16 protein-coding genes are annotated in these 16,147 nt (G+C 61.3%); 7 read left to right on the forward strand and 9 right to left on the reverse strand.

Annotated features, from left to right (window positions below):
* Window positions 1–15: 15 nt before the first annotated feature.
* From I6E81_RS02155 to I6E81_RS02175, 5 genes are all read left to right on the forward strand, one after another.
* Entirely contained in the window at window positions 16–1,164 is a 1,149-nt protein-coding gene (locus I6E81_RS02155) for a CdaR family transcriptional regulator (protein WP_231599685.1), read from the forward strand.
* 93 nt (window positions 1,165–1,257) lie between these two features.
* A complete protein-coding gene (locus tag I6E81_RS02160; RefSeq protein ID WP_197105774.1) occupies window positions 1,258–2,178 on the forward strand; it encodes an ACP S-malonyltransferase in 921 nt (306 codons plus the stop codon).
* Window positions 2,175–3,179 carry a beta-ketoacyl-ACP synthase III gene (locus tag I6E81_RS02165; protein WP_197105775.1) on the forward strand — a complete coding sequence of 335 codons (1,005 nt, stop codon included), beginning with the start codon at window positions 2,175–2,177 and terminating at the stop codon, window positions 3,177–3,179. Before I6E81_RS02160 ends, I6E81_RS02165 begins: the two co-directional genes overlap by 4 nt.
* Before the next feature lie 68 nt (window positions 3,180–3,247).
* A complete protein-coding gene (locus tag I6E81_RS02170) occupies window positions 3,248–3,496 on the forward strand; it encodes an acyl carrier protein (RefSeq protein ID WP_010202791.1) in 249 nt (82 codons plus the stop codon).
* 113 nt (window positions 3,497–3,609) lie between these two features.
* The gene (locus I6E81_RS02175) at window positions 3,610–4,845 is read left to right on the forward strand and encodes a beta-ketoacyl synthase (protein WP_197105776.1); all 1,236 of its coding nucleotides are present in this window, start codon (window positions 3,610–3,612) and stop codon (window positions 4,843–4,845) included.
* A 130-nt stretch (window positions 4,846–4,975) separates the two neighbouring features.
* Here I6E81_RS02175 and I6E81_RS02180 read toward each other — a convergent pair whose 3' ends face one another.
* The 7 genes from I6E81_RS02180 to I6E81_RS02210 form a co-directional block, all read right to left on the reverse strand.
* The gene (locus I6E81_RS02180; protein ID WP_197105777.1) at window positions 4,976–5,713 is read right to left on the reverse strand and encodes an SDR family oxidoreductase; all 738 of its coding nucleotides are present in this window, start codon (window positions 5,711–5,713) and stop codon (window positions 4,976–4,978) included.
* 361 nt (window positions 5,714–6,074) lie between these two features.
* Entirely contained in the window at window positions 6,075–6,578 is a 504-nt protein-coding gene (locus tag I6E81_RS02185) for a DUF3145 domain-containing protein (protein ID WP_197105778.1), read from the reverse strand.
* Between the two features lie 195 nt (window positions 6,579–6,773).
* The gene (locus I6E81_RS02190; protein ID WP_197105779.1) at window positions 6,774–7,616 is read right to left on the reverse strand and encodes an ABC transporter ATP-binding protein; all 843 of its coding nucleotides are present in this window, start codon (window positions 7,614–7,616) and stop codon (window positions 6,774–6,776) included.
* A complete protein-coding gene (locus I6E81_RS02195; RefSeq protein ID WP_197105780.1) occupies window positions 7,613–8,467 on the reverse strand; it encodes an ABC transporter ATP-binding protein in 855 nt (284 codons plus the stop codon). Before I6E81_RS02195 ends, I6E81_RS02190 begins: the two co-directional genes overlap by 4 nt.
* Window positions 8,464–9,318 (reverse strand): ABC transporter permease, encoded by an 855-nt coding sequence (locus tag I6E81_RS02200; RefSeq protein ID WP_197105781.1) that lies wholly within the window; start codon window positions 9,316–9,318, stop codon window positions 8,464–8,466. Before I6E81_RS02200 ends, I6E81_RS02195 begins: the two co-directional genes overlap by 4 nt.
* Entirely contained in the window at window positions 9,315–10,376 is a 1,062-nt protein-coding gene (locus I6E81_RS02205) for an ABC transporter permease (protein ID WP_197105782.1), read from the reverse strand. Before I6E81_RS02205 ends, I6E81_RS02200 begins: the two co-directional genes overlap by 4 nt.
* A gap of 14 nt (window positions 10,377–10,390) precedes the next feature.
* On the reverse strand, window positions 10,391–11,953 hold the full coding sequence (locus tag I6E81_RS02210) for an ABC transporter substrate-binding protein (protein WP_197105783.1): 1,563 nt from the start codon (window positions 11,951–11,953) through the stop codon (window positions 10,391–10,393).
* 134 nt (window positions 11,954–12,087) lie between these two features.
* On the opposite strand from I6E81_RS02210, the gene I6E81_RS02215 reads away from it, so the two are divergent.
* Window positions 12,088–12,675: an Lrp/AsnC family transcriptional regulator gene (locus I6E81_RS02215; protein ID WP_197105784.1), complete on the forward strand. Its 588-nt coding sequence runs from the start codon at window positions 12,088–12,090 to the stop codon at window positions 12,673–12,675.
* A gap of 4 nt (window positions 12,676–12,679) precedes the next feature.
* On the opposite strand, the gene I6E81_RS02220 is transcribed toward I6E81_RS02215, so the two are convergent.
* Entirely contained in the window at window positions 12,680–13,429 is a 750-nt protein-coding gene (locus I6E81_RS02220) for a hypothetical protein (RefSeq protein WP_307784082.1), read from the reverse strand.
* Window positions 13,430–13,704: 275 nt separating this feature from the next.
* Between I6E81_RS02220 and I6E81_RS02225 the strand changes: the two genes are divergently transcribed.
* Complete coding sequence (locus I6E81_RS02225; RefSeq protein ID WP_197105785.1) at window positions 13,705–14,343, forward strand: PadR family transcriptional regulator; 639 nt, start codon at window positions 13,705–13,707, stop codon at window positions 14,341–14,343.
* A gap of 50 nt (window positions 14,344–14,393) precedes the next feature.
* On the opposite strand, the gene I6E81_RS02230 is transcribed toward I6E81_RS02225, so the two are convergent.
* A complete protein-coding gene (locus I6E81_RS02230) occupies window positions 14,394–16,076 on the reverse strand; it encodes a bifunctional 3'-5' exonuclease/DNA polymerase (protein ID WP_197105786.1) in 1,683 nt (560 codons plus the stop codon).
* Window positions 16,077–16,147: the final 71 nt, after the last annotated feature.

The raw sequence follows: 16,147 nt of genomic DNA on the forward strand, positions 1-16,147 counted from the left end.
CAGACGCTCGCCTGGTTGCGAGTCATCACGGGCGAACTTTCGACAGCAACGCTGAAGCGACTTGAGGACACGCTGCCCTGGTATAGCGAAATGCCACCAGGGCGGCGTTCCGCTGTCGGTTTAGTTGCTCAGGCCGGCATCACGAGTTTTATTAGCTGGTTTGAAGACCCCACGACGACGCCGTGGATTGCGGCGGATGTGTTTGGTGCTGCCCCTCGCGAGCTACTACGTTCCGTTTCGCTCCAGCAAACGCTTCAACTCATCCGCATCGCTGTTGAAGTAGTTGAGGCGCGTGTCAAAGCGGATGACGACGTATTGCGGGAAGCGATCCTGTTGTACTCCCGCGAAATCGCGTTTGCTTCGGCAGATGTGTACGCCCGCGCTGCGGAAGCTCGCGGACTGTGGGATGCCCGACTCGAGGCACTCGTTGTCGACTCGATCCTGAGCGGCGAGTATGACAACGAACTCCCGAGTCGTATCGCCGCCCTGGGGTGGAATGGTCACGGCGAGGTGTGTGTACTCGTCGGCACCTCCCCCCGCCAGCTCGACGTCGATCAGCTTCGGCGAACAGCTCGTCATCTTGATGCTGATGTTCTCATTGGCGTGCAAGGCAGTCGTCTCGTGCTCGTAATTGGTCGTGCGGCTCCCCGTTCTGAAAAAGCGGAAGATGCTGAGCCCCTGCCGTTCATTACGATCGCCGAACAGCTCGAGCCGGGATTCGGGAGCGGCCACCTTGTGCTCGGGCCAGAAGTGCCGAGCTTGGTCGATGCTTCCAAGAGCGCAAAAGCTGCTCTTGCCGGCTTTGCGGTAGCTCGGTCCTGGCGCAATGCTCCTCGACCGACGCTCGCCAACGACCTGCTGCCGGAGCGTGCGTTCGCCGGTGATCCGTTGGCACGCTCGACCCTCATCAACAAGATCTACAAGCCACTTCAGGCACACTCGACCGATCTGCTCACCACACTGTGGTGCTATCTCGATAATGGGCGCTCTCTTGAAGCGACTGCTCGTGAGCTCTTTGTGCACCCGAACACGGTGCGCTATCGCTTGAAGCGGGTCAGCGAGGTCATTGGCTGGGATGCCACTGGCGCGCGCGAAGCGTTGATTTTGCAGGCGGCTCTTATCGTGGGCTCAATTTCTGACCCCGAGCCGGGCCGCGCCCGCTAACACCCTCGCTTTTGGCGATTTCACACAACGATCCCTCCAAGCTTTGGTGGGGTTATCCAAGCGATTCCGACGAAAGATTGGCAGACTAGCTAAGTGATTGTTGTAGTAGCGCCCGGACAGGGCTCCCAGACCCCCGCGTTTCTTGAGCCATGGCTCGAAGATTCCTCTCTGCGCGACCAGCTCGGCGCGATCTCTGACGCCGCCGGCATCGATCTGATTGCCCACGGAACCACGTCGGATGCCGACACCATCCGTGACACCGCAGTGGCTCAGCCGCTCATCGTTGCCGCTGGCCTACTCGCGTTGAGCGCGCTGACAGCGGGCGACCGCCGCAAGCACATCGGTGCTGTCGCTGGACATTCGGTCGGAGAAATCACCGCCGCTGCGGCATCCGGAATCCTCTCCGAAAGCGACGCGATGCGCTTCGTCGTCGAGCGTGGCTCGGCAATGGCTTCCGCCGCCGCCCTCGAATCCACGGGTATGTCTGCCGTCATCGGCGGAGACGAAGAGGCACTGCTCGAACGCCTTGCCGAGCTGGGGCTTCAACCAGCCAACTTCAACGGCGGTGGACAGATTGTTGTTGCCGGCGCCCTCGATGCTCTCGCGAAACTGTCCGAAGAACCGCTCAAGGGCACGCGGGTTATTCCGCTTCAGGTCGCCGGCGCGTTCCACACTCGCTACATGCAGCCGGCCGTCGCTCACCTCGAGACGTTTGCCGCGGGACTCACTGCAAACGATCCGACGTTACCGATCTACACCAACCGTGACGGTTCGCTCATCGAGAGCGGCTCACACTTCGTCGATCTCCTCGTTGGTCAGGTGTCATCGCCGGTTCGATGGGATCTCACGATGAATTCCCTGGCGGATGCCGGAGTCACCGGAATTATTGAACTTGCGCCCGCTGGCGCTCTTGTTGGCCTCGCAAAACGCGGACTCCGGGGCATCCCGGCCGTCGCTGTGAAGACACCTGATGATTTATCCGCAGCATTTGACCTGATGGAGGCCAACGCATGACCGCACCCACCCTCACCCAGTCCGCCGGGTCACAGTTCACCAAGATTTACAGTTATGGCGCCGCCCGCGGCGACCTGATTGTGGACAACAATCAGCTCGTTGAAGCGATCGACTCGAGCGATGAGTGGATCCAGCAGCGCACGGGCATGATCACCCGCCGTCGCGCGTCAGCGGGCATCCTCGCGGTCGATCTCGCCACGGATGCCGCTCGCGAAGCGATTGAGAAGTCTGGCGTTAACCCGTCGGAGATCGACCTTGTCATCATCGCGACGATCAGCAACGTTCTGCAGACGCCGTCGATGTCCGCTGTTGTCGCCGATCGTGTGGGAGCCAACCCTGCCGCGGCGTACGACGTGAACGCTGCCTGCGCTGGCTTCAGCTACGCGGTCACGCAGGCTGATGCTTTGATCCGCGCGGGCGCAGCAAAATACGCCCTCGTGATCGGCGCCGAGAAGCTCTCAGACATTGTCGATCCCACCGACCGCAGCATTTCGTTCCTTCTGGCTGATGGCGCCGGTGCTGTTGTTATCGGCCCGAGCGACACCCCCGGCATCTCGGCTCCGGTCTGGGGCTCAGACGGCTCGAAGGCTGACGCGATCAAGATGAACGCGACGCTCGTCGACTTCCGCGAAGGCGAAGCCGCGTGGCCGACGCTCCGTCAAGAGGGTCAGACAGTCTTCCGTTGGGCTGTCTGGGACATGGCAAAGGTAGCGAAGGAAGCACTGGATGTCGCGGGGATCACCGCAGACGACCTCGCTGCGTTCATCCCCCACCAGGCCAACATGCGCATCATCGACGAGTTCGCAAAGCAGCTGAAGCTGCCCGAGTCTGTCGTGATTGCTCGCGATGTTGCCGACATGGGCAACTCGTCTGCGGCATCGATTCCGCTCGCGACTCACCGTCTGCTCGAAGAGAACCCCGAATTGAGTGGCGGCCTCGCCCTTCAAATCGGTTTCGGTGCCGGGCTCGTCTTCGGCGCGCAAGTAATCGTTCTGCCGTAGTACCCCTCAGAATCACTGCTGCTGGCCTACACTGGCTAACGGTCAATTTACATCCCAAGGAGAAAAACATGGCACTGTCCACTGAAGAAGTTATGGCCGGATTGGCTGAGCTCATCAACGACGAGACCGGCATTGCGACCGACACCGTTGAAATGGGCAAGTCGTTCACCGATGACCTCGACATCGACTCCATCTCGATGATGACGATCGTTGTCAACGCAGAAGAGAAGTTCGACGTCAAGATCCCCGACGAAGAGGTAAAGAACCTCAAGACCGTCGGTGACGCAGTGAGCTTCATCACCAACGCTCAGGCGTAACACCCGCTCGACGTGGACGGCCAACCGCACTCACTGCGGTTGGCCTCCGCGCAGCACTCCAGGAGTCTGCCGTTGGTGGGCTTTCTGAGCCATGCACTCAAAAGGAACGTGAAATGACCAAAAAGATCGTTGTCACCGGTATCGGTGCCACCACGCCCATCGGCGGAACCGCGACCGAGTCGTGGAACGCCCTTCTCGCTGGCGAATCCGGAGCCCGCTCTCTCGAGCAGGACTGGGTTGAAAAGTATTCTCTCCCCGTAACGTTTGCGGCGCAGGCAAAAGTGCGCCCAGAAGAGGTTTTGGAGCGCGTCGAGTACAAGCGACTCGATCCTTCCAGCCAGTTCGCCCTCATCTCGGCTCGTGAAGCCTGGGCGGATGCCGGCTCACCTGACGTCGACCCTGAGCGTATCGGTGTCGACTATTCCACCGGAATCGGCGGACTCTGGACCCTTCTTGACGCCTGGGACACCCTGCGTGAAAAGGGCCCGCGTCGCGTTCTGCCCATGACTATCCCCATGCTCATGCCGAACGCTGCTGCGGCCGCGATCAGCATGGCTATCCCCTCACGTGCCTACGCGCGCACTGACGTTTCCGCCTGTGCTTCCAGCACCGAGGCCCTCGCCAACGCCTACGCGCACCTGCAGGCCGGACTCGCAGATGTCGTCATTGCTGGTGGAACTGAAGCTGTCGTGCATCCTCTGCCGATCGCCGCCTTCGCGTCGATGCAAGCGCTCTCGAAGCGCAATGACGACCCGGCTACCGCCTCACGCCCCTACGACGTCTCCCGCGATGGTTTCGTTCTCGGCGAAGGAGCGGCGACGCTCGTTCTCGAGACTGAGGAGCACGCTCTCGCCCGTGGCGCTCGCATTTACGCTGAGCTCGCCGGTGGCGCTGTAACGAGCGACTCGTTCCACATCACCGCTCCCGACCCCGAGGGAACCGCCGCAGCACGCGCCGTGCGCGACGCCCTCGACGCCGCCGGAGCAACGCCAGAAGACGTTACCCACATCAACGCTCACGCCACGAGCACGCCCGTCGGCGACATTGCCGAGTACAAGGCGCTCCTGCGCATCTTCGGCGATCACCTGCCCAACATTCCCGTCTCGGCCACGAAGGGCGCCACAGGCCACCTTCTGGGCGGCACAGGGGCACTCGAGGCGATCTTCACGGTTCTCGCGCTCCACCACCGCACAGCGCCCCCGACGATCAACCTCACCAACCAGGACCCGGCGATCCCGCTGGATGTCGTCACGTCGCCTCGCGACCTCGGCGCCGGCCCGCAGTTGGCCATCAGCAACTCGTTCGGCTTCGGCGGACACAACGCTGTCGCCGCATTCCGCTCGGTCTAGCCACGGAGCCAGCTCGGCCGCTCTAGGGAATTGAGCCTTAACGAAGAATCGCCCGCCCGATCATTGATCGGGCGGGCGATTTCTCGTTGAGCGTCGTCAGTGGGTGCGCACACTCCGTGAGGTTCGTGAGCTAGTTGACTGCACCGTCTCCGGCGAGAACACCACCGTCAATGATGAACTCAGAGCCGGTGGAGTAACTGGCGTCGTCGCTGGCCAGGAAGAGAACCATCTTGGTGACTTCTTCTGGCTCTCCGAGACGAGGGATCGGTGTGCTTGAGTCGTCGATCTCCAAGCCGTCGGTCATTGGAGTCCGGATGTTTCCCGGGTGGACCGAGTTGACCCGCACACCTTGGTGGCCGAGTTCCATCGCGACTGATTTCGTCAAACCGCGAAGGCCAAACTTGGAGGCAGTGTAACCGTGGAGGGCGGCGAAGCCCTGCATTCCGGCCGTCGACGAGATATTCACGATCGAGGAGGTCTCGTTCTTGACCAGTTCCGGCGCCGCCGACTTGATGCCGAGGAAGGCGCCGGTGAGGTTGATCCCGATGATCAGCGACCAGTCCTTAGCGGTATAGGTGTCGAGGGTGCCGAAGTTAGCGATACCCGCGTTGTTGATCAGAACGTTGAGGCCACCAAAGGTGTCGACAGCCAGCTTCACTGCTGCAAGCCACTCCTCTTCGTTCGTGACATCGAGGTGGGCGTAAACGGCACTCTCGCCGAGTTCGTCTGCGAGAGTCTGACCCTCAGCATCCAAAACGTCAGTGATGACAACCTTGCCACCCTCCGCGACGATGGCGCGGCTGTGGGACTCGCCCATTCCGCGGGCACCACCGCTGATGAGAACTACTTTTCCGTCAAAACGAGACATGATGTTCCTTCCAAATCCTGAAATAGTTTCAGCCGGAAGAACAAGGTCCGAGGACCCGGGGACGGTCCGTTGTGGCAACCGTGCCCGAATACTTCCGGCCACACCTCAACGCTACGCCGTGAGTCTGCTGGGCGCGACCTGAACGGCACGCTCGCAGCGAACCATCAGTCACACACAGGTGCAGATGGATGCAGCGACCAGTTCTAAAGGATTGAACGGCACCCGTCGTGCAGAGTGCACTCGCCATCGAACGTCGAGTCGACAGAGTCGAGCACGACGTCCACGCAGTCGCGCCATTCGATGAGCGGAATCCGTGTGTCAGCCACTACCTCAGAGACAGTCGTACGTTCGGAAATCATCGTCAACCGACCTTATGAAGCCACACAACTGCAGAATCTTGACTGGCGTGACGGAACGACTCAAGTTCGTCATCCCATGCCTGCCCGAGAGCGAGACGGAGTTCCCGGTGCAGCTCGAAGGCATCGGAGCCCGCAGCCTCCATGGCGTAACGGAGACGATCCTCGGGGATCACCATGTTGCCAACGCTGTCGGTCTGCGCGAAGAAAATGCCAAGGTCGGGAGTGTGCATCCAGCGGCCGCCGTCGGAACCTGGGCTGGGATCTTCGGTGACCTCGAACCGGAGGTGCTCCCACCCGCGCAATGCCGAAGCGAGCGTGGCGCCAGAGCCCTGGGGGCCCTCCCAGTAGAACTCAGCGCGCTGAGAACCCCTGAGCACGGGTTGATCGTCCCAGTTAAAGTTCACGGCACGTTCAAGAGCGCGACCAGCCGCCCACTCAATGTGTGGGCAGAGCGCGCGAGGAGCAGAGTGCACATAGAGCACTCCGCGAGCGTTTTGTGCAGTCACGATATCTCCGTTCCGTTGGATGCGACTTCCCCATCGACCCACGAACGGTGCCTGTGACGGCACATGGCTGTTAAATTGTGCGGCGAACCGCTTGGGGACATTATCCCCGAAGAATCCGCCAAAACACAAGCATGTAGTTACATTTACGGGATTTGGACGCGAACGGGGCCGCGCGAAAGCACGGGCAGCCGCGGATCAGGCGCGGTTGAGGGCCTCAGGAAGCGTCATCCGCCACTCTTCTGGAGCCTCTGCAGCCGGAGCGGCAGGCAACGTGCCGGTGCCATCCGGTTCCGGGATCGCCGAGATGAGCGCTCGCGTGTACGGGTGCACTGGGTCATTCCAGATGAGATCCGAAACGCCAGATTCGACAATCTTTCCGCGATACATCACGACGGTGCGGTCGGCAATGAGCCGCACGATCGCGAGGTCGTGAGAAATGAAGAGCAACCCAGCGCCGGCATCGAGCGCGAGCTTGCGCATCATGTCAGCGACGGATGCCTGACTCGACGCATCCAGAGCAGAAATCGGCTCGTCGGCGACCAAGAGATCAGGGCGCGCAGCCAAAGCACGTGCGATAGCAACGCGCTGACGCTGACCACCCGACAGTTCGTGAGCGTAGCGCGACACCATCTCGGTGGGAAGTCCGACGCGTTCGAGCCACTCTTCGGGCTGCGAGCCTTCATCGCCGCGTTCAACGGCGGCGCGGATGCCCTCAGAAATCTGCTGACCGACGCGAACACGCGGGTTAAGCGACGAGTTCGGATCTTGAAAGACCATCTGGATCGAGGTGAACTGCGCACGACGACGACGCACTCCAAGCAAAGGAACCTCGGCACCACGGTAGGTCACCGCGCCAGCACGAGGCCTTTCCATGCCTACGACAGCGCGTGCGAGACTCGATTTGCCGCAACCGCTCTCCCCCACGAGTGCCAGCACTTCGCCGGGAGCAATCGTGAGCGACACTTCGTCGACAGCACGCACTACGGTCGCGCCGTGGTACTCGATAACGAGGTCTGAAACCTCAAGTAATTCACTCATTCGCTTGCCCCCTCGAAGCCAGCAGCACCGGGAAGTGACGCAAGCAGCTCGCGCGTGTACGCGTGCTGCGGGTTCACGAAGATTTCGCTTCGCACATTCGACTCCACAATCTCGCCGTGACGCATCACCGCGATGTCGTCGGCGATGGCACTCATGACACCCAAGTCGTGGGTCACCAACAGCACCGCGAGTTGACGCTCATCGGCCAAGTCACGAAGCAAATGCAGGATGCCCGCCTGAACGGTCACGTCGAGCGCCGTTGTAGGTTCGTCGGCCAACAGCACGATCGGGTCGCAGGCCAGCGCAATCGCGATTGCGATCCTCTGACGCTGTCCACCCGAGAACTGGTGAGGATAGCGGGCGAGGGCTTCCGCAGGGTTCGGCACCCGAACGCGCTCGAGCAACTCGATAGCGTGTGCGCGAGCCTGCTTCTTCGACAGCTTGAGGTGACGAGTCACATGGTCGGTCAGCTGCACGCCAACCGTGAGCTGCGGGTGCAAGCTCGACGAAGGGTCCTGGAAGATCATCGCGATGCGGCGACCACGAATCTCGTTCAGCTGACGATGAGTCATCCCGACGAGCTCGGTGTCGTTCAATCGAATAGACCCGCCAACAACCGCATTGCTCGGCAACAAGCCCAACATCGCGAGCGACGTGACCGTCTTGCCCGAGCCCGACTCCCCCGCGAGACCCTGAATGCGTCCGGGGGTGAGTGCGAGGCTGATGCCTTTAACGATGGACTTCAGGTTCTTACGGGAGCCGATGCCGATGGTGAGGCCGTCGACCGTGAGCACCGGCGCAGTGACTGCCGCTGCGGCATCCGCAGTCTGAGGTGTTGTGATGTCGCTCATGACCGTGCCCCCGCTCGCGATACCTGGGAGGTGGGATCGAAAATGTCACGCAGCGAGTCGCCCACGAAGTTGAAGGCCATCACCACAGTGAGAATGGCGAGACCCGGGAACAACCCGATCCACCAGCTATCGAAGTTCTGGATGGCCGCGGAAATCATTGAGCCCCACTCGGCCGTTGGTGGCTGAGCGCCGAGACCCAAGAACGAGAGGCCGGAGAGCAACAGGATTGCCGTTCCCACATCGAGGCTCGCGAGAACAAGAATCGGACCAACCACGTTGGGGGCGATGTCGACGCGCAAGGTTTTGAATGGTGAGAAGCCCATAAGGCGCCCGGCCATGACGTAGTTCTGGGTTCGAAGCCCCAACACAATGCTCCGTGTCATTCGCGCATATTGCGGCCACGAGACAACAAAAGCTGCGATCACCGCATTGAAGAGCGACGGGCCAAGGGCTGCTGCAACGACCATCGCAAGGATGACCGTGGGAAACGCCATCACGAGGTCCGTCAGGCGCATCAGCAACTCGTCGACCCACTTGCCGAAGTAACCGGCGATCGCGCCGATGAGGGTTCCGACCGCGAGCGACATGAGCACAAGCATGAGCGCAAGCGGGATAGTGACGCTGGCACCGGTCATCAGGCGCGAGAAGATGTCGCGACCGAGCGCATCCGTGCCCATGAGGGTGTCGATACCGGGAGCCTGCAGTCGAGGCAAATCTTGCGACAGCGGATCAAACGGAACCCACAACCGGGCAGTGAAGGCAATGCCCACCCACGTGATGGCGATTACAGCGCCAATGACACCGAGCGGAGTGATCCACGCGGCAGGAATCTTTAGCCAACGCGTTCTCATGCGAGCCTCACCCTCGGGTCGAGTACACCGTAAAGCAGGTCGACGGCGAAGTTGATGGACAGGTAGACAACGCCGACGACGAGACCGACACCCATGACACCGGGCAGGTCGAGGCTCGTTGCCGAGTTATAGGCGTAGCTGCCGAGGCCAGGCCACGCGAACACTGCCTCAACGAGCACCGTGCCCGACAGGAGCGTTCCGAAGGCGAGACCGACGATAGTGAGAATAGGCAGCGATGCACCGCGCAACACGTAGCCGAAGAGCAAGCGCGAGCCGCTGAGCCCCTTGGCGCGGCCGGCACGAACATAGTCGGCATCCAGCACTTCGAGAACGGAGGTTCGCACGAAGCGCGTGAGAAGACCGATCGTGAAGAGCGACAACACGAAGACCGGAAGCATGAGGTGAGCAAGCGCGTCAGTGAACGTGACCCACTGGCCGGCCAGCAGAGCGTCGGCCGTGTAGAAACCTGTCACTGTGGGCGGCGGTGCCAGCGCCGGCGAGAGCCGCCCCGAACCAGGCGCGATGCGCAACTGGAGGAAGAAGAAGTTGAAGCTGACCAGCGCCATCCAGAATGTAGGGATGCTGAGGCCGATCAACGAAAAGACGCGAACAAGTTGGTCGCTGATTTTGCCGCGGCGGTAGGCAGCGAGCGAACCGAGAGCAACGCCGATGCCGAGGCTCACGATGATGGCCAGCAGTGCGATCTCCACAGTGGCAGGAACGGCCTTAGCCAGGTCGTCGGCCACAGGCTGGGTCGTACGCAACGAAATACCCATGTCGCCTTGGAACAGTCCGCCAATGTAGTTGGCGTACTGAACAGGAAGCGGCTGATCAAGCCCGCGCTCCTTGATATAAGCCTCAACAGTGGCGGGGTTGCTCGCCGCCCCTTCACCGAGCGCTGCCGCAATGGGGTCACCCGGCACAAGGTTCGCGAGAGCGAACGTGACGATAGTGACTCCGAAGAGGAGCAGGACTGAGGTTCCGAGGCGACGAAGCAGGTACCCGACCAGAGGTGATCTGGCCGAGTACCTGCGAGTCGCGCGGGGTGTATTTCCCACGCTAGAGATTCTTTCTACTTAGCTTGCAGTTCAGCGATGTCCATCGTCCATGTGGAGTTGTAGGCAACTCCATCAATGTACGAGGCGGTCGCAATGTTCGAGCCAGGAACGATCAACGGAACGAACGGGCCACGCTGCTGCAGCGCTTCAGCGAAGTTGCTGAAGGCAGTCTCGCGCTCGTCGAAGTTCGTGGCGTTCTCTGCTGCTGCAGCGAGGTTCACCACGTCGCTGTCCTGCTCGGCAGTCCAACCAGCGCGCAGTCCGACCTTCTGTCCGGCCGAGAACGGCAGGAAGTTGGCCGAGTCGGCGTAGTCAGGGCCCCAGAACCAGATGCTGAAAGCTTCGGTTCCGTTGACGTAGCTGTCGATCTGAGTCGTGAACGGTGCCGGAGCGAGCTCGATGGTGATTCCAGCATCCGCAAGCTGCGACTGAATACGCTCAGCGAGCGGGGTGAAGCTCACGCCACCAACCGGGTAGTCGTTCGGGTACTCGAGGGTGATGCTCTCACCGTCGTAGCCGGATGCGTCGAGCGATGCTGCTGCAGCATCGAGGTCCTGCTCAACACCGCTCTCCAGCGCGCCGAGGAACGACGGCGGGATTACGCCAGTTGCCTGCTCGGAACCTGCACCAGCAAGCTCAAGGAGAGCCGGGTAGTCGAGGGCGTAGCGAACGGCGTTAGCGAAGTCGGGGTTGGAGGTAACTCCACCCACTTCTTCGCTCTGGTTGATCAGCAAGAAGATGGTCTGTGCCGACGGAGTCGAGAACACGTTGATGCCATCGCTCAAGCTGGCGACCTGGTCACCGCTGAGGTCAACGGCTACCTGCGAGTCATCGCCCTCAAGGTTGATCTTCTGGGTTGCAGCCTCAGAGACGTTACGGATGACAACGCGAGTGAAGTCGATGTCTTCATCACCGTTGTAGTTCTCGTTCTCGGTGAGCACTACCTGCGACTCGAAGTTGACCGTGTCGAGGATGTACGGGCCGGAACCAGCCGACGTCTCGTTCAAGAATGCTTCAGCAGCATCCGAATCATCGGTCGTTCCGCCGTTTTCAATAACGAGAGCGGAGTTCAGGATGGCGAGCGACGGGTTAGTCATGAGGGCGGGGAGCTTGAGCGACGGGGTCTCCGTGCTGAGCTCGACGGTCATGTCGTCGATCTTGGTGACGGTGATGCCGTTCATCAAGAAGTTCGCCTTGCTCTCGGTCATACCGGCGACGCGGTTGAGCGAGAAGACAACGTCGTCAGCAGTGATTGCTGAACCGTCGGAGAAGACGCGACCATCATTGAGCGTGAAGGTGAAGACTGTTGCGTCTTCGTTCGACTCATAGGAGGCGAGGCCATCAACGGGCGTCGACTCGTCGGAGCCGGCGAAGTCGAGGAGAGTCTCGTAGAGAGCCTTCGACACCATGTACCCGGTGGGCACGTAGTTGCGACCAGGGTCGCTGGTCTCGAGCGTGAAAGCGGTGTCAATAACGATGCTGTCGCTTGCTTCGGGTGCTGCTGCAGCGCAACCGGCGAGTGCCAGTGATGCAGTTAGCCCGAATGCGGCCGCTACGTAGCGGAACTTAGTGCGCAAAGGGAACTCCTTGGTGGTTATAGAACAGCCTCTGGACGGCTGTGCTTGAGATTGGCACAATTCCCGCTAGTCTGTCCAATCAAAGGCGCAATCATTCAGACCATGAGTTAAACATGAGGGAGATTTCACACAATATGTCCAGTAAAGGCACTAACGGCTCACCCACCACTGGACAATCTCCGTCGGAATTGGACGAGATCAACCTGAAGATATTGAGTGAACTCCGCTATAACGGACGAATATCAATGTCGGCTCTCGCAGAGAAGGTAAATGTCTCCCGCGCCAATGTGTACACGCGCGTTGAACAGCTGATGTCAGACGGCGTCATTACCGGCTTCAGCGCCCAAATTGATCCCGCTAAAGCGGGGCTCGGCATCTGCGCGCTCGTGTTTCTCTCGGTGCATCCGCAAACCTGGGCGAGCTTTCGCGACCGCATCACCAACATGACCGAAATCGAGTCCTGCCGCATCACGACGGGCGAACACGACGCAATGCTGTTGATTCGCGGACACGAGGTCGGCGCGATTCACGACTTCATCGTGGGAGTTCTCTCCGTGCTCCCCGAAGTGAAGTCACTCGAGACCGTGCTGGTACTCGATGAGGTCTTCCAACGGCCCTACCTGCTGCCCTCGGACCTGCCCGAGCGGCCGCAAGAGCCGGCACAGCTGGGCCTCACCCGCTTTACGCGGGCAGACCCCAACCGCGCGGGGCTCAACAACTAGCGCGCTAGACGACCTGAACGCACACGCTCTTGCCGGGCACGCCATCGAGCACGAACTCCTCGACGAGCTCAAGGCGACCATCGGCACGTGATCCGAGACTCGTGCTGCTGTCGCCCAGCAGGGTCGCGTCGCTCGCGATGACGTGGTGAACGAAGAACTCATCGAGCACACCGTCGCGGTATCGACCGACGCACCGACCAGCCGTCACGGTGTCACCGAAGTAGAAACCCCAGACAACGCCGGAGTTCTCGTCGAACTCGAACTGGGTTGGCTCGGCGCTGACAGTACTCGCCGTCGACTCTTCGAGGATGAAGGTGGTGCCGTCAAGCTGAGGACTGCTGCGCTGAGCAGGGTCAAGCTCTGGCCACGCGCCACGGCGATCTGCCTCGACGCAAATGCTGACCTGAGCTTCGCCATTTTTCTCGAATTCTTCGAACAGCTCAAGCTTGCCGTCGGCGTTCCAACGGATCGTGCTTGAGGCCATTCCGAGTACGACTTCGTCGCTTGCGGCCAGGCGGTGAGCAAAGCGAATCGACACAACATCGCCATCGCGACGACCGACGAAGCGCCCGAGAGCGACGGTGTCTCCGTAGTACTCACCCCAGACCATCTGGCCGTCTTGGTGATAGCGGAATCGCGTAGGAGAAGTCGTAGAGACGGCGCTTCCCGATGACGAGGTCAAGATGAATTCGCGATCGTTGATCGACTCAGGAACAGGCTGGGCCGCTGCGGCGGCTACGGGGGCATCACTCACGCAGATGAGTATGGGGCTACAAGTCGGTCTGCACGAAATCCGCGGCGAAGAGTCCAGTTCATCCAGCGCATACGACGCGGGCGTGGACGTTCTGTCAGGAAATCCGCCGTGTTGGGCTCCGTTAATCCATCCTGAAATATCGGCCCCGACACCACAATGGCGGCACTACCTCGGCTCGAAGAAACCGACACACCGGGCAGTAGCGGCCGAGCATCCACCCCGTCGCTATGGTCAATTACTACATACTCAGTATCGACTTACCCGGAAGGTCTGGCATGTCAATCCGCCACAGTTTGCTCTCAATCTTGGCGCAGGGCCCCTGCTACGGCTATCAGTTGCGTTCCGAATTCGACCGGCGAACCGGATCAACTTGGCCGCTCAACGTTGGGCAGATTTACAACACGCTCGACCGACTCGTGCGGGATGGCCTCGTGACGAAGACAAGCGCACCCGTTGACGCGGGACCTGATGCTACGCAACAGACCTACTACACGATTACGGACGCGGGGAAGGCCGAAGCCGAGCACTGGCTCAACAGCCCCGTCGACAGCTACTCCGTCAGTCGCGATGAACTCGCCATCAAACTCGCTATCGCCGTCACACTGCCCGGCGTTGACGCGCACACCGTGATCGAGCACCAGCGTCAGGCAACACGGGGCGCCATCGACGCTCTCTCCCTCACCGTTGAGGTACGGGAAGACGCTTTAGATGCCAGCCAATTTGCTGAGCAACTCGTCACCGATTCACTCTTCGCCCACGCCCAGGCCGAATTGCGCTGGCTTGACCACGTTGAGGCGGCACTGACGACCGCCCAATCACGTGGCCTCGTTGAAGCGTTTCCCCTGAACCTCACCAAGCCCAAACGGGGTCGCCCGGCGACGGCTGCCCCGGCGAACGAAGCGGCAATCGCCTAACCGATCCGAACGATGCTTCCCGCTAGATTTTCGCGGCTCCGTGCGCGCCGCTATTTGGCGTGATCGTAGCGATCGACGATAGCGGTCGTGAGCGGGAATGTGACGGGGATGTCGCCGAAAATGAGGCGCCCAGCATCCGCCGCCGCCGCGGTCACGTGCTCGGCGACGCTGCCTGCCAGCTCGGCCGGAGCGTGCACCACGACCTCATCGTGCAGGAAAAACACGAGATGTGGTGCGTCGGTAAGCCAGGCGTTATCCGAAAGCTGACTGAGTCGATTGCGGATGCTCGCCATCCAGCAGAGCGCCCACTCTGCAGCGGTTCCCTGCACGATAAAGTTTCGCGTAAAGCGGCCCCACGACCGCCCCCGTTCTTGTGAGGCAGCTCGTTGCGCCGGAGACTGAGAGTCGTCATACGCTGCGGCATGTTTCCCCGGAGGTGAACTGCGGCCAAGTTGCGTGCTCACGACTTCGCCTCGCTCACCGGCTCGAGCTGCCTGCTCGACGAGAGCAATCGCCTGCGGGTAGGCCCGAGCGAGCCGCGGCATCAGTCGGCCGCTCTCCCCCGAGGTGGCACCATACATTGCGCCGAGCATCGCGAGTTTGGCGTGGGCGCGGGTGTCGACAGCTCCACTCGCCACGATGCCTTCGTAGAGATCACCGGATGCTCCGGCTGCGACCATTCCGCGGTCACCGGCCATTGCCGCGAGGATGCGAGGCTCTAGCTGAGACGCATCCGCGACGACAAACTTCCACCCCGGATCGGCCCTGACCGCCCCGCGAATGAGATGCGGCAGCTGCAGGGCCCCACCGCCGCTGGTCGCCCAACGGCCGGTCACAACTCCGCCGGGAACATAGTCGGGCCGAAAGCGCCCGTCGACAACCCATGAGTCGAGCCATGACCATCCATTGGCCGTCATGAGACGTTGCAGCTTCTTGAACTCGAGAAGCGGTGCGATCACCGGATGCTTCAACTGTTTGAGCTCCCACGACCGGGTCGTGGTCGCCTGAATGCCTGCGACGCTTAACGCCCTCAGGAGTTCAGCGGGAGATTCCGGCGCCAATCGTGGCGAGTCGAGCCTGAGGCGGATCTCGTCGACGAGCGCTTGAAGCTTTGCTGGCCGCTCGCCGTCTACGCTCGGTCGCGGTCCGAGCATCTCGGTGAGAATTTCATCGTGGGCTTGGGCACTCCACGGGAGCCCAGCGAATCGCATCTCGGCGGCAATGAGCGCACCCGCCGACTCTGCCGAAAGAAGCCGTTGCAGCCGCCCGGTCTCGCGCGACGTTGCTACCGCATCGAGCTGCCGAAGAAATTCGGCCAGAACATCGAGCTCGCCATCAGCTACTGCCTGAGCGTCATCGTCGAAGTCGAACAGTGTTGAATGTTGCGGCCTGAGCGGATCCACGGGGGCCGCATGCCCAGCCTGAGCTAGGGCGTCCCAGCTGCCGGCTCGGGCCCGTGCCAGCGTGGATTCCCGGGTGAACACCGAATTGCGCAGAATGGCGTGACACAACCGCAGGTCGAAACAGCGATTGACGCGCACGCGAGCCTCGAGCAGCGACGGATACCACGCCGCCGTGTCATGCCACACCCACCGAGTGTCAGGCTGCGCAGCTTGCGTCTGCGCGACAAACGCCGCCAGATTCTCGACAGCGAGTTCGCCAACAACCGCTCCCGCAGCATCCACGCGTGTGGCGGTGAGGGTGCGGCCGCTAGTCGCGAGCACGAGGTACACGTGACTAGTCTGCCGTGCTGCGCCGACAGCGGCCGCTTATCTGCTCGCGCGAGTCACGGGCTAGCCGCGCT

Source organism: Salinibacterium sp. NG22, from assembly GCF_015864925.1.
In the GTDB taxonomy this organism is placed as follows: domain Bacteria; phylum Actinomycetota; class Actinomycetes; order Actinomycetales; family Microbacteriaceae; genus Rhodoglobus.